This window comes from Lutispora sp. QWL-02 (assembly GCF_058315355.1).
Window position 1 is genome coordinate 2344674 of sequence record NZ_CM177762.1, and the last position, 18148, is coordinate 2362821.

General features: G+C 38.7%; 16 protein-coding genes. 7 read left to right on the forward strand and 9 right to left on the reverse strand.

What is annotated here, in order from left to right; translation table 11 throughout:
• Window positions 1–103 precede the first annotated feature (103 nt).
• Complete coding sequence (locus tag AC4HCY_RS10910; RefSeq protein WP_491094266.1) at window positions 104–1429, reverse strand: transposase; 1326 nt, start codon at window positions 1427–1429, stop codon at window positions 104–106.
• Between the two features lie 149 nt (window positions 1430–1578).
• On the opposite strand from AC4HCY_RS10910, the gene helD reads away from it, so the two are divergent.
• Both helD and msrA read left to right on the forward strand, forming a co-directional pair.
• Window positions 1579–3867, forward strand: a complete 2289-nt coding sequence (helD, locus tag AC4HCY_RS10915; RefSeq protein WP_491094267.1) for an RNA polymerase recycling motor HelD — start codon at window positions 1579–1581, stop codon at window positions 3865–3867.
• 135 nt (window positions 3868–4002) lie between these two features.
• Entirely contained in the window at window positions 4003–4473 is a 471-nt protein-coding gene (gene msrA, locus AC4HCY_RS10920; RefSeq protein ID WP_323432147.1) for a peptide-methionine (S)-S-oxide reductase MsrA, read from the forward strand.
• A gap of 29 nt (window positions 4474–4502) precedes the next feature.
• Here msrA and rbr read toward each other — a convergent pair whose 3' ends face one another.
• From rbr to AC4HCY_RS10940, 4 genes are all read right to left on the reverse strand, one after another.
• A complete protein-coding gene (gene rbr / locus AC4HCY_RS10925; RefSeq protein WP_323432148.1) occupies window positions 4503–5036 on the reverse strand; it encodes a rubrerythrin in 534 nt (177 codons plus the stop codon).
• A 141-nt stretch (window positions 5037–5177) separates the two neighbouring features.
• A complete protein-coding gene (hcp, locus tag AC4HCY_RS10930) occupies window positions 5178–6740 on the reverse strand; it encodes a hydroxylamine reductase (RefSeq protein WP_491094268.1) in 1563 nt (520 codons plus the stop codon).
• A 6-nt stretch (window positions 6741–6746) separates the two neighbouring features.
• A complete protein-coding gene (locus AC4HCY_RS10935; protein WP_491096110.1) occupies window positions 6747–7079 on the reverse strand; it encodes a cupin domain-containing protein in 333 nt (110 codons plus the stop codon).
• 12 nt (window positions 7080–7091) lie between these two features.
• Complete coding sequence (locus AC4HCY_RS10940; protein WP_491094269.1) at window positions 7092–7826, reverse strand: ATP-binding protein; 735 nt, start codon at window positions 7824–7826, stop codon at window positions 7092–7094.
• Between the two features lie 99 nt (window positions 7827–7925).
• On the opposite strand from AC4HCY_RS10940, the gene AC4HCY_RS10945 reads away from it, so the two are divergent.
• A complete protein-coding gene (locus tag AC4HCY_RS10945) occupies window positions 7926–8618 on the forward strand; it encodes a Crp/Fnr family transcriptional regulator (protein WP_323433136.1) in 693 nt (230 codons plus the stop codon).
• A gap of 109 nt (window positions 8619–8727) precedes the next feature.
• Complete coding sequence (locus AC4HCY_RS10950) at window positions 8728–9261, forward strand: cob(I)yrinic acid a,c-diamide adenosyltransferase (protein WP_323433135.1); 534 nt, start codon at window positions 8728–8730, stop codon at window positions 9259–9261.
• A gap of 30 nt (window positions 9262–9291) precedes the next feature.
• On the opposite strand, the gene AC4HCY_RS10955 is transcribed toward AC4HCY_RS10950, so the two are convergent.
• Window positions 9292–10569, reverse strand: a complete 1278-nt coding sequence (locus AC4HCY_RS10955) for a GGDEF domain-containing protein (protein ID WP_323433134.1) — start codon at window positions 10567–10569, stop codon at window positions 9292–9294.
• 252 nt (window positions 10570–10821) lie between these two features.
• On the opposite strand from AC4HCY_RS10955, the gene AC4HCY_RS10960 reads away from it, so the two are divergent.
• Window positions 10822–12819 (forward strand): methyl-accepting chemotaxis protein, encoded by a 1998-nt coding sequence (locus tag AC4HCY_RS10960; protein WP_491094270.1) that lies wholly within the window; start codon window positions 10822–10824, stop codon window positions 12817–12819.
• A 619-nt stretch (window positions 12820–13438) separates the two neighbouring features.
• Window positions 13439–15187: an ABC transporter ATP-binding protein gene (locus AC4HCY_RS10965; RefSeq protein ID WP_323433131.1), complete on the forward strand. Its 1749-nt coding sequence runs from the start codon at window positions 13439–13441 to the stop codon at window positions 15185–15187.
• A 17-nt stretch (window positions 15188–15204) separates the two neighbouring features.
• Here the strand turns inward: AC4HCY_RS10965 and AC4HCY_RS10970 are convergent, their stop codons facing one another.
• Genes AC4HCY_RS10970 through AC4HCY_RS10980 form a run of 3 tightly spaced genes read right to left on the reverse strand, consistent with a single transcriptional unit; the run spans window position 15205 to window position 16448 of the window.
• Window positions 15205–15510: a hypothetical protein gene (locus AC4HCY_RS10970; RefSeq protein WP_323433130.1), complete on the reverse strand. Its 306-nt coding sequence runs from the start codon at window positions 15508–15510 to the stop codon at window positions 15205–15207.
• Between the two features lie 26 nt (window positions 15511–15536).
• Complete coding sequence (locus AC4HCY_RS10975) at window positions 15537–15986, reverse strand: hypothetical protein (RefSeq protein ID WP_491094271.1); 450 nt, start codon at window positions 15984–15986, stop codon at window positions 15537–15539.
• Between the two features lie 18 nt (window positions 15987–16004).
• Window positions 16005–16448, reverse strand: coding sequence for a cell wall hydrolase (locus tag AC4HCY_RS10980; protein WP_491094273.1), 444 nt, complete (start codon window positions 16446–16448; stop codon window positions 16005–16007).
• Between the two features lie 304 nt (window positions 16449–16752).
• Between AC4HCY_RS10980 and AC4HCY_RS10985 the strand changes: the two genes are divergently transcribed.
• Window positions 16753–18123, forward strand: coding sequence for an alanine/glycine:cation symporter family protein (locus tag AC4HCY_RS10985; RefSeq protein WP_491094274.1), 1371 nt, complete (start codon window positions 16753–16755; stop codon window positions 18121–18123).
• Window positions 18124–18148 lie beyond the last annotated feature (25 nt).

Here is an 18148-nt window from a genome sequence, read left to right on the forward strand (position 1 = left end):
ATCATTGAAAATTAAAAAAGGTGCAGTTGATAGGAAGAGTTTACCATTGTAAAATGGCAGAGCTTAGCTAAACATAGGAGTAAAGGATTAAATTTCCTATGGATTAAGCGGCATTTTTCTGGTAATCTATACTCTCAAGGACTTCAGCTATGGCTTTTGCATGTTGGGTCATGCATACCAAGGCAGTCCTCACGAAGAAGTTTTTTGTACCCCGGAATAATGGGGACTTTAATCCGTTATTGAGGACCGTATCGCCGATCACAGATTCGATGCGTGCTCTTCTTGAGTATAGGTCTTTCCAGAGTTGCGAGCCTCTAGGGACTTGTGTAAACCAGCGGATGTCATCTTCAATGTGAGTATAGACTGTCTTGCCATAGTTGGAATCACAACAAGGTTTATCACACTTAAGCTTCTTAGCTAATTTCTTTGATGCTTTCAAAGGGCATCGCCACTTGTATCTACGCTTCTTTCTATCAATTCCCCAGTAATAGTAAACATGACCGGCAGAACAAACAGGTAACCCGTATTTATTCTCTTGTGTAGGAGTTTGCGAGTTTCTTGGGTTGATCGCGATAATCGGCTTACCACCCAGCAAAGAGATCCACCAGTAAATGTAGTATGCATCATAGCCTGAATCCAGGATGACATGGTTAAAATCCACTTTCATATCGTGATAAAGGTACATTAAAAGATGTGAAGCTACTTTGGAATCATGGACATCGGCTCCTGCAACAAAAAAAGTAAGCGGTAAACATTTGGATTGATTATCAACTATAGGGGTTGCTGCAAAATGTAGTCCATAGCCTATTAAATATCGGTCAAGGTTATGGTCATATCCTTTGGTGGCTTCTGGGTCTTTACACATAGAACATTTAAAAGGCTTAATGCTATTGCTGGAGCACCTACAGTACTTTTCCGGAACATACTTCTGCTTACAGAAAGTCTTGACCTTGCAACCATCAAAAATCACTTTATCATGGGGATCAATAATACCAAGCGCAATGGATTTATTGACGAATACAAGTTCAAATATCTTCTTAAGCAACGTACCCTGAGTCATGATATCATTTATGTCAAAATCCTCTCCAAACAGGTTAGACATAAACCAAGAGAAATAGGCTTTTGAGGGCGTTTTCTCAGGGGTAAATCCGGATAGGTAAGCATACCGGGGTGTATCTTTTAGTTCTTTGACCCATTTGTTAATGGATGTAAAACCTGCAAGATACATCACTAATAGTGACCTTAAAGCATCTTGAGGAAGATAATTTGCGATACGTCCCCATGGATTGCTGGAGTAAAAACGTTTACAAAGGTCATAGACACAAGAAAGATCAATATGTGAAAGAATTTTTGCAATACTATCAGTTTGTTTAACGTTCTGATAGAGATTTAATCTATAAGCTAAATGGCTTTGATTTGGTGGTAACAAATGACCTCATCCCCCTTCCTAAACCCCTATTTTAGCAGGTTTGGAGCATGTGAGGTGAAGTTACTTGTTTCCAGTTACTATAAATCAAGTAAAATCAATGGGTTCAGCTTTGCTGAACACCGACAACTCTATTCTAAGGAGGTGACTTAATGTCTGCTGAAAATCATCCTGCTTATGGCGAGGAGAAGGCCAGGCTAGAATATACTTTAAAGCATGTGGATAAAAGCCTGAATGCCTTTATAGCTCGCAAAAGCAATATAGATGAACAAGTGGCAAAGGGCAAGAAGCATTTCAACTCTGACAGCAGTCAGCAGTATATAGATCTCATGATCAATACAATGCTCCAGGATAGAGCAGAGTTAAAATTGGTAAATCTGACACAGGCAAAAAGGAAACCCTATTTTGCCTGTATTGATTTTAAAGAGGAGGAAAACGATTCGGGAGAAAAATATTATATCGGCAAAATGGCTTTGATAGATGAGGATACAATGGAGCTAATAATTACGGATTGGCGTGCTCCCATTGCAAATCTGTATTATGAATCAAGGCTTGGCGATTCAGAATACTCATGTCCTGATGGCATCATAAAAGGAGAACTCCTTCTAAAAAGGCAGTATGTGATAGACTGGAGCAGCCTGAAAGAAATATATGATATTGATATAACTACCAATGACGAAATATTGCAGGCTTCTCTAGGCGCTAATGCAGATAATAGGCTGAAGGACATTGTCAGTACGATTCAGGCCGAGCAAAACAAGATAATCAGAGCCGATATGTGGACTCCTTTAATAGTGCAGGGGGCTGCAGGAAGCGGGAAGACCACCATTGCACTCCACAGAATAGCATATCTTATTTATACCTACGAAAAGCAATTTAAGCCCGAGAATTTTATGATCATTGCACCTAACCGGCTTTTCCTGAATTATATATCGGAGGTTCTGCCGGAACTGGGGGTAGAGAAAGCCCGCCAGACTACCTTTGAAGATTTTGCTCTTCAAATTATCGGCTTGAAATTAAAGATAGCGGATGGATATGAAAAAATTAATATATTTGTCAATGAGAACAAGGATAAGAGCCAATCGGCAAGAAACAAGCTGATGAAGATGGAATCGCAGCTCAAATGCTCTATGCTTTTTAAGGAAATCATTGATGATTACATTCAAACTGTGGAAAAGGCTTTCATTCCCCAGGAGGATTTCAAGCTGAATTCTATAACTATATTTAAGTATGATGAGTTAAATAACCTTTTCTTGAATGAATACAGCAAATTACCCATTGTGAAAAGGATAGACGAACTTAAAAAGCATATGGCAAACAGGATGAAAGCCCGGAAAGAAGCTATAATAGAAAGCTTGGAGGAGGCTTGTGTCAGAGAAATAAACAGAATAAAAGATATGATGGAGGAATCGGCGGACAGGCAAAGTATTATTATCGATATAATTGATAATAAGAATGATCTGGTAAATAAAATTGAAACCCATTCAAAAAAAGCTGTTTCGGATTATATAAAGAAAATATCTAAATTGAACCCCTTCGAGTACTATAAGGATTTCTTGCAGAATTACATGGCAAGACCTGAGCTATCCATTGAAAATATTTCATCAGAGCTGATCGATTTTATGATCAGACATTCTATGCAGGCCTTCAGGGCAGGACATATTGAAATTGAAGATCTGGCTCCTATAATTTACATGAAGTACAAAATACATGGCATAGATGAGAAAATACCCGTAAGGCATATCGTAATAGATGAAGCCCAGGACTTCAGCCCATTTCAAATATTAGTCATCCGGAAAATAATAAAGGATTCCTCCTTTACCATATTGGGAGACTTGGCTCAGGGCATACACTCCTATAGAGGCACCGGAGATTGGGGAGATATAAAGGATAAGGTCTTTGAGGGCAGGTATTGTGAACTGCTTGTGCTCGAACAAAGTTACAGAACCACTGTAGAGATTATGAATGCGGCAAATGCCGTGCTGAGCAATATCAAGCATAGGAATTTTCCTGTGGGGAAACCGGTAATAAGGCATGGAGCTCCTGTACGTGTGATGCAGAAGGGTAATCTAAGGGAGATATGCGCTCAGATTGAAAGAGACCTGGATGCACTGGAGCCCGAATCCTACAAATCTGTGGCAGTAATATGTAAGACTATAGATGAGAGCGAGGAAGCATATTCTTATTTAAAGGCCTCTAAATATAAGCCAAAGCTTATAACAGGAAAAGAAAAAGAATATAACAGCGAAATCGTGATACTGCCTTCTTACCTCTCTAAGGGTCTGGAATTTGATGTGGTCTTCATAGCTAACGGAAGCAGGGATAACTATGGAATGGAAGAGATGGATATAAAGCTGCTGTATGTGTCTATGACAAGATCGCTTCATAGGCTCTTCATATATTATTTTGAAGAGATATCGCCTCTATTGCGGCTGTTATAAAAATCATACGAGGATTATAATATATTAAAGCAGAGATATTGCTGTTGAGGTGCAGCAGGCAAGTCGAATCAGCTTGAAATAGCAGCTTTAGTCATTGCGTCCTATATAATGATAAAAATGTTTGGAGGTATGCATATGAAAGAAATTGTACTCGCAGGCGGGTGCTTCTGGGGAATGGAAGAATATATGTCAAGAATCAGAGGCGTTATAGAGACAAAGGTTGGCTATGCTAACGGAAATACCGAAGATCCTTCATATTCGGAAGTAAAAACCGGAGAGACCGGACACGCTGAAGCATGTTATATAAGATATGATGAAGTGCAGATCTCTTTGGAAGAGCTGCTGAAAAGATTCTGGAGAGTCATAGATCCCACAATATTGAACCGCCAGGGCCCTGACGAAGGAACTCAATATAGAACAGGGATTTACTACATTAATGCTGAAGATATTCCGATAATCAAGAAAAGTCTTGAAGAGGAGCAGAAAAAATATCCTGAGCCGATAGTTACAGAAGTGGAACCTCTCAAATGTTTTTATGATGCGGAGGAATACCATCAAAAATATTTGAAGAAAAATCCGGGCGGCTATTGTCACATAAAATTATAGGGTGAGCCATGGCTCACCCTATAATTTTATTACCAATTTTTTGCCAATATTTCAAAGTGTGCTTTTGGATGAGAGCATACAGGGCAAACTTCCGGGGCTTTTTCTCCTACATGGATATGACCGCAGTTCCTGCATTTCCAATAGACCTTGCCGTCTTTCACAAATACAGTATTTTCTTCTACATTCTTTAATAGCGCCAGATATCTTTCCTCATGCTCTTTCTCAACATCAGCGACCATTTCAAAAAGGTTCGCAATGCTTGTGAAGCCTTCTGCTCTTGCTTCTTCAGCAAATCCTTTGTACATAGATGTCCACTCGTAATTTTCGCCTTCTGCAGCGTGCTTAAGGTTTTCTGATGTATTTCCTATACCATTGAGAAGTTTAAACCAGATTTTAGCATGTTCTTTTTCATTATCTGATGTTTCCTGAAAAATGGCAGCTATCTGTTCATAGCCTTCCTTTTTTGCAGCGGAAGCGAAGTAGCTATACTTATTTCTTGCCATGGACTCACCGGCATAGGCTTCCCATAAATTCTTTTCTGTTTTTGTTCCTTTTATATCCATTTTACCACCTCTTTTATAATACTTGTACTTTAATCAACTACTCTTTAATTATAAGATAACTGGAGTGAAATGGCAATGGATACTGATGATTAGTAGAAAAACATTAAAAATCGGCTGAACTTTTGAGCTATTGCTTATGAATTATCCTAATATTTTTTTCAAGTCCTCTTCAGGTGTAGTGATGGGTGTAATATTAAACTTCTCAACAAGCACATTCAGTACATTCTGGGAGAAGAATGCAGGTATAGAAGGGCCTATATAAATATTTTTTATACCTAATGCCAGTAGGGTGAGCAATATGCAAACGGCTTTTTGCTCATACCATGAGAGCACTAAGGTTAAAGGCAATTCATTCACACTGCATTTAAATGCTTGAGACAAAGCGACAGCAACCTTTATGGCAGAGTATGCATCATTGCATTGACCCATGTCCATTATCCTTGGTAGCCCCCCTATTTCGCCGATGTTCAGGTCATTGAAACGGAATTTTCCGCAAGCCAATGTCAATATAACCGTATCCTTAGGGCTTTTCTCGACAAATTCCGTATAATAATTTCTTCCGGGCTTTGCCCCGTCGCATCCTCCGACCAAGAAGAAATGCCTTATGGCTCCTGATTTTACTGCGTCTATGACTTTGTCTGCAACACCAAGCACTGTGCCATGACCAAAGCCTGTCATCAATTCGGTGCCGCCGTTTATGCCGGTGAGAACCTTATCCTCTTTCCACCCTCCAAGTTCCATTGCTTTTTCGATAACTGGGGTAAAGTCTTTTTTGCCGTTTGCTTCATCTATATGAACAAGTCCCGGGTAAGATACAACTTCGGTTGTAAAGACTCTGTCCATATAGGAAGGCTTAGGAGGCATCAAACAATTAGTTGTGAATAAGAAAGCGCCGGGAACATTATCGAATTCCTTTTGCTGATTCTGCCAGGCTGTTCCGAAATTACCTTTTAAATGAGGGTGTTTTTTCAGCTCAGGATATCCGTGCGCAGGAAGCATCTCACCGTGAGTATATATGTTTATTCCTTTGCCTTCTGTTTGTTCAAGCAATTGCTTAAGATCCAGCAAATCATGACCCGAAACAACTATGAAGGGACCTTTTTCAATTATTGTAGTCACTTTGGCCGGAACAGGAGTTCCGTAGGCTGAGGTATTAGCTTCATCCAGCAGCTCCATGCATTTAAGATTGATCATTCCAAATTCCATGAGCAAGCTCAGCCATTCTTCAATGCTATGATCCTCGCCGAAGGCATACATGCCTTTAAAGAACCAATTGTTTACCTCTTCATTTTGCTTGCCCAATACATAAGCATGATAAGCATATGCCGCCATACCCTTTAGACCCAGAAGCAAAGTTGATCGGAGCGACATTATATCGGAGTCTGCGGACCAGAGGTTCTCTATTGGGAAGTCCTGGGCATTTCCGGCACTTTCCTTTTCTTTTCTTACCTCATCGATCAGCTTTTCGATAGTAACGGTATTGAAGCTTACATTTGTGATTGTGGTAAACAGGCCCTTAAGCATCAACCCAACAGCATTTTTTGAAGGAGCCTTGCCATGATAAGCTCTGGCAAGACCTGCTAATGCGCATATCAAGTCATCCTGCTTGTTTGAAACCTCAGGCTGCTTGCCGCATACACCTATTTTTGTGCAGCCCTTGCCCCCTGCAGTTTGCTCACACTGAAAACAGAACATGTTACTCATTAAATATTACCCCCTAATTTTATTATAGTTTTTTGGACATGGTGCTTTTACTACAAAGAACTCCAAAGTTTCTTTATGATCGTTAAATACATTCATTTTTACATTGTATGGAATATTTATTATGCTTCCCTTCAAATAAGTATGTGTATCCTGCTCATCAAGCCGGAGTGAAATAGTACCCCTTATAACTATCATGTACACATTTGAATTTGAATAATGTTCCGGAAGTCCCTCGCCGGTATTCAGAACCATATGGTTGATGTTGACATTTTCGTCATCTACTATTCTTTCGATGGTTTTTTCATCTGTGATAGCAAAGCTTTGTTTGCTTTCCAGCATCATATCACCTCCTTATTCTTCGATTATTGTACCGTCTGTACCAATGACTACTATTCTCCAGGGTATCATTTTTCCGCTTTTCTGCAGTGCTTCCTTTACGGCGTGTGATAAACCGCCGCAGCAGGGAACTTCCATTCTAAGAACGGTTACACTTTTAATTTCATTATGCTTCAATATTTCTGCCAACTTTTCTGCATAATTTGAATTATCCAATTTTGGGCATCCTATTAGCGTGATTTTATTTTTCATAAAATCGCTGTGTATATTAGCATAAGCATAAGCAGTGCAATCTGCAGCGATGAGCAGATGAGAATCATTAAAATACGGTGCATTTATAGGAACAAGCTTTATTTGGCACGGCCACTGTCTTAATTGAGACTCCATATGCAGTTCGCTTGAATTATGATCACAGCATCCGGCTGAATGCTCCTTATGTGCAGCCTTCTTGATAGCTCTTGCATGAGAGCCAGGGCAACCGCAGGCTAACGTCTCAGTAATAGGGTTCTTCTTTGCTTCAATGTTAACTTTTACTGCCTCTTCATCAAAAGCATCGGCTTCTCTTTCTTCAATATTAATTGCACCCGTAGGACATTCGGGCAAACAAGCGCCGAGCCCGTCGCAATAGGATTCTGAAATCAATTTTGCTTTACCGTCTATAAGCTGTAAAGCTCCTTCATGACAAGCGTTTATGCATAAACCGCATCCATTGCATTTTTCTTCATCGATTTTTATTATCTTTCTGATCATAATAGTTATCTCCTTCATTTACATATTCATATGCATTAAGTATAATAGTATCAAATGATAAATTCGGTAACTAAAGATACGAAAGTGAGGCATTGCGAAATGTATGATAAATGGTTGAACGCCCTTGCAGCCTGCTCATTATTCCGCGGAATAGAGCTTGAAGAATTAAGTTCCATGCTTATGTGTCTCAAACCTAAGGTTGAAAAGTATAATAAAAATGAATTTATAAAAATTGCCGGAGATGAATATGAAGGATTAGGCATCATATTATCCGGCAGTGCAGCTATTACAAAGGAGAATTCTATCGGAGACAGAGTGATAATAACGGTAGTAAAATCTGGAGATATGTTTGGGGAAATGGCTGCTTTTTCGGATCAGAAGAAATGGCCGGCTACAGTGATAGCCCAGGAAGCAAGTCAAGTGATGTTTATGTCATCAGATATAATTTTAGGTGAATGCCCAAAGCTCTGCAGGGGTCATAGGTTTTTGATCATGAATATGTTAAAAATTGTATCAGACAAGGCTTTGCTTCTTAATAAAAAATTAGACTATCTGAGCATAAAAAGCATTAGGGGGAGAATCAGCAGTTTATTGATCGATCATTATAATAAAATAGGAACTTTGTCTTTTATGATGTCCTTAAATAGAAATGAAATGGCGGATTTTCTTAATGTGTCCAGGCCGGCCTTATCAAGAGAGCTTTGCAAGCTCAGAGATGAAGGTGTACTGGATTTTTATAAATCATCGGTAGTTATAAAAGATATTGAGGCTCTTAAATTGATGGCAGAATAATAATGCTCATTTAACTGGTTGTGCCAGCATCATTTAGGTTGCTTTGCGGCATCAGCAATTGGAATCAAATGGCATACTGGATCAATTTATTTATAAAAGGGGGATGTGCATGAGGATTTATACAAAAACCGGCGACAAAGGTCAGACCAGCCTTTATGACAGCACCAGGGTTGATAAGGACAGCATCAGGGTAGAGTGCTACGGTACCATCGATGAACTGAATTGTTCCTTGGGATTTGCTAAAAACTTTATAGACGATGAAGAAGTAGTAAATGAAGTTAACAGGATTCAGAGATTACTTTTTAATGTAGCCGGAGAGCTGGCCACAAAAGACGCAAGTAAATTTCCTCATAGGGTGACAGAGGAAGCAGTGCTTGATTTGGAGAGGCTTATAGATGACTTTATGAGCAGGACCAACAATACCCCTCAATTCATAATTCCGGGCAGCAGCAAGGCCAGCGGGGCGCTGCATATGGCCAGAGCCCTATGCAGGCGGGCGGAAAGAAGAATAATAACTCTTAATAGAGAAGAACCCTTAGGTGAGATCCTTATGAAATATGTAAACAGGCTATCGGATGCGATCTATGCTATGGCAAGGTTTCTGGAAAGCGAGATCGTGCTCGTGGATTTTAGCAGAGAATGAAAATAACCCGATAGACTTATCGGGTTATTTTCAGATGCTCCGAACATAGGGTTTATCTAAATACATTTTTCTGTCGGCTTCAAGTATTAGATCATCATTGGATTTTGAATTGTTTTCTTTTGTGCCGAATCCCAGAGCTATATCCGGCTTAATCATGTCATTCTCATATGTCAGACATAGTTTTTTTATTCTGTTGCAAATATTTCGGGCCTCTTTACTTGAACATTTAGGCAGTACTACTGCAAATTCATCTCCGCCAATCCTTGATATCACATCAGATTTTCTGCAGGATGCCCTGAGTATCTCCGCCATCATCTGAATAAGCCTGTCACCGGCTTTATGCCCAAATAGATCATTGGTGCTCTTAAGTCCATTCATATCCCCAATTATAAGGCTATATGGATATTCTTCGGTTTTATCCATTTTTTCCAGAGTTTCATCGAAATAAGCCCTATTATATAGATCTGTAAGCTTGTCATGATAGCTTAAATGAAAGATTTTATTTTCTGCTTCTTTTCGTAAGGTCACATCTTGAAAAACTGCCTGAATTTCAGCATCAGAATCACTGTCATTTATTATCAGGAGCCGACCCTCCAAAATCACTTCAGCTTTGTTCTTGGTGAGAATTGTTAATTCTATGCTGTCGTTTTGAATTTCACGTACAAAATTTATGAGATCATTTGTAAGAATCCTTTTATTTTCTTTTGATAGCAGCAACAGATCGAGTATATTCATTTTTAATAGCTCATATTTTGAGTAGCCTGTAATACCGGCGCAGGCATTGTTGATCGAAGTAAATCTGCCGTTGTTGTCAAAGGTGCAAATAAGAGCACAAGCATTTTCAAAAAGTTTTCTGTATCTTTCCTCACTCAATTTAAGTTTCTCTGCAGTTTCTACCTGCTCTGTTATATCTCGGATTATGCCTTTTTCAGCAATGGGATTTCCATCCGAATCCCTCTCCCAAAGGGTCCACTCTTCCACCCATCTGATTGCGCCGTCCTTGCAGACAACTCTATATGTATGCTTAAATTCTTTGGCAGCAGAAGCTCTTTTTTCATATACTGCAATTTTTGTTGATTCTACATCGGCCTTATGGACAAAATCCCAATAATCAATTTTGCCGGAGTAAAAGTCCTCCGTTTTATAGCCATAATTTGAAATATTATCGGTCAGATATTTTACAGGAATACCGGGGCCTATAGACCATTCAAAGACTACTATGGAACTTTTCTCAATTATATCGTAAGCCTGTCTAAGCTTCTCATTATATACGGAAATGTCGTTAAAGCAAGGTTCATTCTTAGGCATAATAGCTTGTCCCCCTAAACTAAAATGCTATTTACTATAATTATATCTAATAATTGGATGAAATCAAATAACAATATTGTCAATTGGTTATAGTTAACAAAAATTCGCGGGACAAATTATGACACCTCTACATATCGTGTAAATACGGCAAGAATGTTATTGAATTATGTAGAATTTTAGGGTTATTATATATAATAGTTAAGTGTGGAAATATTCACCATAAATATGAGCGCAATGTAAGGAGGAAGAGTTTTGAAAATACGAAGCATTAGTACCAGAATTATTCTATGGTTTGGACTGACACTAACGATTATGATGATTGGCCTTGGAACCCTATTAAATTTTAAGGTGATGGATGTCATAAAGTCGTCTACTATAGAATCAAGCAGGCAGATTGTAAATGCCAAAGCTAATGAAGTAGGTAATGAGATGAGGGGCTTTCTGGAACAGATGAAAATGGTTTCCCAATCAGATATTGTCAAATCTATGGATTTTGAAAGAATAAAGCCGTTCTTAAAATCTATGGTGCTGGAAGGCCGGCACAGAAGCATGACTGTAGCCAATTCTGATGGAATAGGATGGTCTACATTAAATGTGGATCTGAATATTTCAGAGCAAGAGCAATATAAGAAGCTTATTCTGGAAGGGCAAGAATATTTGGTATCTCAACCCTTTATGACTGATGTGCATCCTATGCCCATATCTGTAATATCCTACGCAGTCAAAAATGATAGTAAAAATGTAGGCTTAGTAAATATTGTTGTAGGCGTAGATTTTTTAAGTGAAATTTCATCAAAAATCAATTTGGGCGGTTCCGGTTTTGGATGGATCATAGATGGGAATGGTCTGATAATAGCTCATGAGAACCAGGAATATGTTATGAAGACAAACATAAAAGATATGAGGGAACTGGGATACGTAGGGCTGGATGAAAAATATGAAAGCATATTGAATAATCAAAATGGCAACGAGTTGTATACCGATCCCAATGGAGCGGATTTTTATTTGATTTATGAAGACATTCCAAGCACACCTGGGTGGAAATTCTTGGTTTCCGTTCCTTCTTCAGATCTTATGAAACAGGCAGCTAATGTTAAAAATATTATGATAGCCTTTGTAGGGCTAATAATATTGGCAGTATTTTTAATTGCTATTATATTATCAAGATTTGTTACAAAAGAATTAATACAAGCTGCAAAAACAGTGAAGTCATATGCAAATGGCGACTTTACTGCAAATATACCTGAGAAGACGATGAGCCTGAAGGATGAAATAGGTGAGTTAGGCAGAGGAATCAATGAAATGAAAAACTCAATGAAAAGCATGATATCCAATGTTTTACTCGCTTCTGAAGAGCTTGGGGCAGTGGCGGAGCAAAGCACATCCATCACTCAGGAAATGACCAGCACTGCTCAAAATCAATCCAGCTCGATGACGGAGCTGACAAAAACAGTGGACGAAATGGCGCGCTCCATTGGGCAAGTTGCCGAAAGCACGAACAAGTTGGCAGAAATAGTCAGCAAGGTTTCTTTAAGCGGTGCTACAGCAAGGGATAAAGCTGATGAAGCGGTACAAAACTCCCAAAGCGGTAAAGAAGATATGAACACTATTCAAAGTGAAATGAGCATAATAAATGAGTCTATCAACGAGCTGTCGGAATCGGTTCTTCAAGCAGGAAAGTCTGCTACTGAGATAAGGGATATAGTAAAATTGATAGAAAATATTTCTCAGCAGACTAATCTGCTTGCTCTAAATGCTGCTATAGAGGCCGCCAGAGCTGGGGATGTAGGAAGAGGCTTTGCCGTTGTTGCTGACGAAATCAGGAAACTGGCTGAAGATTCTTCAAAAGCTACTAAGAATATTGCAGAGCTTATCGATAAGGTTGATGATGTAATTCAAAATGCAGTGGAGCAAACTAAGAGCAATACTGTAAAGATAGAAGAAAGTGCCGGACATATAAATTCTGCAGGCGGCACATTTGAAAAAATATATGCTTCGGTTCAGGAAACCAATACTATAATACAAAGCATAATAAAAGATATAAACAATATAAATGAGTTTGCTCAAGAGGTAGCATCGGCTACAGAAGAACAGTCTGCTTCAAGCGAAGAAATATTGGCAACAGCAGAAAATGTGAATGAGATGTCTGAGAAGGTTGCTTCTGGAAGCAATGAAGTGGCGAGCAGTGCTGAAAATCTTGCCAACCGGGCTATAGAATTGCAAAAGGCAGTATCCAAATTTAAAATATAAATAAAATCAAAGTTACCTGATATTAATGTGTATAACGAGAAGAATGAGCCTGTTTATGGCGCATAAAAACTGGTATGGAAAGAAGCTGCTTTAGATTAGCAGCTTCTTTTTGAACCGTCAGCATAAACTACGTATCCTCTTTGGAATATGCCCTTATAGTAATCTATTTGGAAACCGGGCACTAAATCTGAAATATCTTTTTCCACTGAGAACTTGATATCATCTGACGAAAATACTTCGTCTCCTTCTTGAGGCTCTCCCGGAGCCAATCCAAATACAGGGCCTGCTCAGCCATAGCCTTTGACTATGATTCTATAATTTTTTGAGCCGCCTTCCATAAGCTGATGCCTAGCATTTTCCGAAATGGATATATTCATAACTTTCACCTCATATAATTATTACCTATAACCCCTAGGGGGTATAATATTATTATAAATGCTTGCTTTTGAAAATGCAATAGATATATCAATTTTAGTATGAGAATTTATAAATTTTTTAATAATATTTTTTAAAAATAAGGCAGAATGATAAACTTCATAATAATGGTATTAGTGATGTGATATAATGGATATTATTGAAGATAGGCTTTAATTTAATTTGCTGAATTGGGGGTATGAGTATGGGAAAAATAAAAAAGTTTATAAAATATTATAGTCCGTATAAAAGAATATTTTTTATGGATATGTTATGTGCTTTTGCGGCAGCAGGTGTAGATCTTTTGTTTCCGGTAGTAGTAAGATTCTTATTGAATGAGGCCATCGCAAAGGGAGGCGGAGCCTCTGCAAGTCTTATAATAAAGATCGGGCTTTTGATGTTGGTTCTTTATTTTGTACAATATGCCTGCAATTATTTTGTAACGGCTTGGGGTCATATTATGGGAGCAAGAATGGAGTATGATATGAGGAATGACATATTTAATCATCTCCAAAAACTATCCTTCTCATTTTATGATAACAACAAGACCGGTCAACTCATGTCAAGGATTGTAAATGATTTATTTGATATTTCAGAGCTCGCTCATCATGGACCTGAAGAAATATTTATTTCTTTAGTTAAAATAATAGGTTCTTTCCTGATTTTACTCAGCGTTGATTGGAGGCTGACATTAATAGTATTTGCCTTTATACCTCCTATGGCTTATTTTGCTTTTATATATAATAAAAAGATGAGATCGGTTTTCATGAGAAACAGGCAGAAGATTGCTGATGTAAACTCTCAGCTTGAAGACAGCATTTCTGGGGTCCGTGTGGTCAAATCCTTTTCAAATGAAAATATTGAAATATTCAAATTTAATAAGGGGAACCTGGAATTTCTTCATACAAAAGAAGAAAGTTATGGTTATATGGGCAAGTTTTTTAGCGGCGTAACCTTGTTTCAAGGGATAATATATGTTATTACAATCATAACAGGCGCCCTTCTCATGCGGACAGGCAGTGTAAAGCCCACTGATCTGGTTGCCTTTCTGCTATATATAAACACTTTGCTAAATCCCATAAGAGCACTGATAAACTTTACTGAGCAATTCCAGAAAGGCATGACAGGATTTGAAAGATTTTTGGACATATTAGACACTGAACCTGATATATTGGATAGTGAAGATAGCATAGAAATAAATGAAGTGAAAGGCAAAATTACATTTGATGATGTATCATTCAGGTATAGCACAGGCAAGTATGTTTTGGAGAATATCAACCTGAATGTAGAGCCTGGAGAGACTGTAGCTTTAGTAGGGCCTTCAGGAGGCGGCAAATCCACCATCTGCAGCCTCATACCAAGATTTTATGAAGCAACGGAAGGCCGAATATTACTGGATGATATAGATGTCAAAAATATTAAATTGAAATCCTTAAGGAAAAATATTGGGATCGTACAGCAGGATGTTTATTTATTCGCAGGTACGGTAATGGAAAATATCAGATACGGCAAGCCGGAGGCTACAGAATCAGAAGTTATTGAAGCTGCAAAGCAAGCCAATGCCCATGATTTTATAATGGAGCTGGAAAATGGTTACGATACTTATGTAGGAGAAAGAGGAGTCAAGCTGTCGGGAGGGCAGAAGCAGAGGATAAGCATTGCCAGGGTATTTTTAAAAAATCCTCCTGTATTGATTTTGGATGAAGCTACTTCTGCACTGGATAATCAAAGCGAGAAAATAGTTCAGGATTCTCTGGAAAAACTTTCGGCAAACAGAACAACCTTTGTAATAGCTCATCGCCTTTCTACTATAAGAAATGCAAAAACCATTCTGGTGCTTACGGATAATGGCATTGTTGAAAAAGGCAGCCATAGCCAATTGATAAAGAATAATGGTGAATATGCTAATTTATATTATGCACAATTTATGGATGATGATGAGATGTCTATATAAAAATCAGCCCTGAAATTTTAAATCTCAGGGCTAATTTTATCCCTATTAAATATACTGTTGCCAATATAATCCCAGATATTTGTTTCAAGCCATCCATCACAGTTATTCGTGATTTCAACCACTAGGAAGCAATCATAGCTATCCAGAACTTCTTTGATGGACTCATATATTGTGCTTATATCCTGACTGGACTTGATTATCCATAGATTATTGAAGCACTGTACCCAACTATCCTGATCGGTGCAGTCTTTTATTACTTTATATAAGCTGTATGTTTTTTTACTGTTCCTGCTTATATCATAACTAATCAAGTATGCTTTCAATCAATCATCCCCTTAAGCAGGTTTTATCACCTATAAAACCTTACAAACTTTATGGAGTAAATATCGCATAAGAGTAAGTCATCTGTTTCAGTCTCAATGATAATTATATAACTGATTCCGACATCTACTAAAGTTCCCTCTCTATCAACCAGCATGTTAGTGCCTATTAAGAACTCCACTTTGACCTTGGAACCTATTTGGGTTTTTAAATATCCTTGTGTATATTGGGTGTCCATAATCACAGGAGGGATTGCTGACTGCAGCATTTCCTGCATTGGCATTTGAGCTACTGAAGGCATTTGTGCTACTGAAGGCATCTGTTGAATCTGCGGCGCCTGGCTCATGCCTTGAGAGATTGCAGGCGTTTGGTATTGCATCATTTGATTTCCAGAGGTTCCATATGGATATCCGGCTCCTCCCATTTGCTGAAGAGGCATAACAGGTATATTGTTAACTCTATAATCCATACAGCTCATTTTTGCACTCCTTTCAAATCAGGTAAGGTAGTATAATTGGGTAGGGTTGTAGAAGCAATGCTGTTCAATTCTGGTAGAAAAGCTGCCGGTTCCGTTGTATGGAAATATTTGGGGGCATATAGGCTGAAAAGGGTTGAAGTACCAAAGGCTCCAAGCTGCTCCTAAGATTTTGTTCCCTGCCAATGCCCAATCAGCGATATCGTAATGTATTTGTTCCGGGGGATTTGCCCATATAGTTTGTGGATTAGGCATGCCGCCAAGAACAGAGGTCATGCAATCGAATTGGCCGGGTTGATTGAGAATCCTTCTCAAATCACCTTCGCCGGTTCTGAGATACTCGCCGTTGGGCACATTGACTCTGTTCATGACGACCGTAGCTACCGCTTTCATCCCATTTTCGCCTTCACCGCCGGCTTCGCATTTAATCAGTCTTGCAAATAGCTCTCTAATGTCGTAGGCCATAAAATACACCTCTAGCACAATGTTAATAACATTATATGTATCAAAATCCATACTGACACAATAAAAATATTTATAAAAAATAAATAAGCAAACAATGTTAAAAAATAAACAATTATTAAAATATTCTAATAATACTGCAATCTATGTTGTAAATCATAAAAATTATTGGTAGAATTGTAATGTAAAGTTATAAATGGAGGCATTTAATATCGCTCAAAAAACTTTTGCAAATTCTATAAAGTATAGCAGCACATTGTTTATTGAGGGGATATTTTATGTATAATAAAAAATGAGGAGGTATTCCATGGACAAGTTAATGGAAATCAACGGCATTATCAATGGCTTTGTATGGGGCCCATACATGTTGGTACTATTGGTAGGAACTGGTGTTTGGCTCACTTTTCGCACTAATTTTATGTCTATTGGCAAACTGGGTTATATTCTTAAAAGCACGTTGATGAAAATGTTCTCTAAGGAACAAAGGGGCGAAGGCGAAGTAACAGCCTTCCAGGCTGTTGCAACTGCGTTGGCAGCAACTGTTGGAACAGGAAACGTTGCCGGAGTTGCTACTGCTATAGCTACCGGAGGGCCGGGAGCTGTATTCTGGATGTGGCTTTCTGCTATATTCGGCATGACTACTAAATATGGAGAAGTTGTACTTGCTGTTAACTACAGAGAAAAGACTCCTGACGGACGTTACGTCGGAGGTCCCATGTATTATATCACAAACGGGTTAAAGTGGAAGTGGCTGGCATATATATTCGCTGCTTTTGGAGCTCTTGCAGCATTTGGTATAGGCAATATGGTTCAGTCCAACTCCGTCGCAGCATCCCTCGAAGTAACCTTTGGGGTACCCAAACTGGCTTCTGGCATTGTAATAGCAGTTTTAGCAGCAATAGTAATAATCGGCGGCATAAAGAGAATAGGGCAGGTTACTGAACTATTGGTGCCCTTCATGGCGGCGTTTTATATTGTTGGCGGTGTAATAATAATATTAGTGAATATCTCTCACGTTGGAGAAGCTTTTGGATTGATTTTTGGCAATGCATTTACACCTGCTGCTGCAGTTGGAGGCTTTGCAGGTTCAACTGTGAAGCTTGCTATGACAAAAGGTATTGCACGTGGAGTATTCTCCAACGAAGCTGGTCTTGGAAGCGCTCCTATAGCCCATGCTGCGGCAACTACGGATCATCCCGTACGCCAGGGGCTCTGGGGAGTATTTGAAGTATTTATGGACACAATAGTAATATGCACTATTACTGCATTATCTATCATGCTGTCAGGAGTATGGGACAGCGGAGAAACAGGTGCAGCATTGACTACAATGGCATTTAACGAAGGCCTTCCTGGAATAGGCGGATATATAGTATCCATAGGAATACTGCTGTTTGCATTCTCAACTATACTGGGCTGGGCATATTATGGAGAACGTTGCGCAGAATATCTGTTCGGACCTAAGGTCAATAAAATTTACAGAATGATTTGGATACCATTTATAGTTATAGGTTCTATCGGCGGCTTGAATATGCTTTGGGATTTAGCTGATACTTTAAACGGTTTGATGGCTATCCCTAACTTAATAGGTGTCCTGGGATTGAGCGGAGTCATAGTCAAGCTCACTAAGGAATTCTTTTCAAAGCAATATATAGAGGAAAAGAAAAATATAAAAGCATAAAATAAAGAATATAATAAAGCGAGGA

Bases quoted from the DNA above. Each gene is read 5' to 3' on its own strand.
- AC4HCY_RS10955 (WP_323433134.1), bottom strand. From the start codon at position 10,569: ATGCCTAAGAATGAACCTTGCTTTAACGACATTTCCGTATATAATGAG.
- helD (WP_491094267.1), top strand. From the start codon at position 1,579: ATGTCTGCTGAAAATCATCCTGCTTATGGCGAGGAGAAGGCCAGGCTA.
- AC4HCY_RS10935 (WP_491096110.1), bottom strand. From the start codon at position 7,079: ATGCTGGAAAGCAAACAAAGCTTTGCTATCACAGATGAAAAAACCATC.
- AC4HCY_RS10975 (WP_491094271.1), bottom strand. From the start codon at position 15,986: ATGAGCTGTATGGATTATAGAGTTAACAATATACCTGTTATGCCTCTT.
- msrA (WP_323432147.1), top strand. From the start codon at position 4,003: ATGAAAGAAATTGTACTCGCAGGCGGGTGCTTCTGGGGAATGGAAGAA.
- AC4HCY_RS10945 (WP_323433136.1), top strand. From the start codon at position 7,926: ATGTATGATAAATGGTTGAACGCCCTTGCAGCCTGCTCATTATTCCGC.
- AC4HCY_RS10940 (WP_491094269.1), bottom strand. From the start codon at position 7,826: ATGATCAGAAAGATAATAAAAATCGATGAAGAAAAATGCAATGGATGC.
- AC4HCY_RS10980 (WP_491094273.1), bottom strand. From the start codon at position 16,448: ATGGCCTACGACATTAGAGAGCTATTTGCAAGACTGATTAAATGCGAA.
- hcp (WP_491094268.1), bottom strand. From the start codon at position 6,740: ATGAGTAACATGTTCTGTTTTCAGTGTGAGCAAACTGCAGGGGGCAAG.
- rbr (WP_323432148.1), bottom strand. From the start codon at position 5,036: ATGGATATAAAAGGAACAAAAACAGAAAAGAATTTATGGGAAGCCTAT.
- AC4HCY_RS10985 (WP_491094274.1), top strand. From the start codon at position 16,753: ATGGACAAGTTAATGGAAATCAACGGCATTATCAATGGCTTTGTATGG.
- AC4HCY_RS10965 (WP_323433131.1), top strand. From the start codon at position 13,439: ATGGGAAAAATAAAAAAGTTTATAAAATATTATAGTCCGTATAAAAGA.
- AC4HCY_RS10950 (WP_323433135.1), top strand. From the start codon at position 8,728: ATGAGGATTTATACAAAAACCGGCGACAAAGGTCAGACCAGCCTTTAT.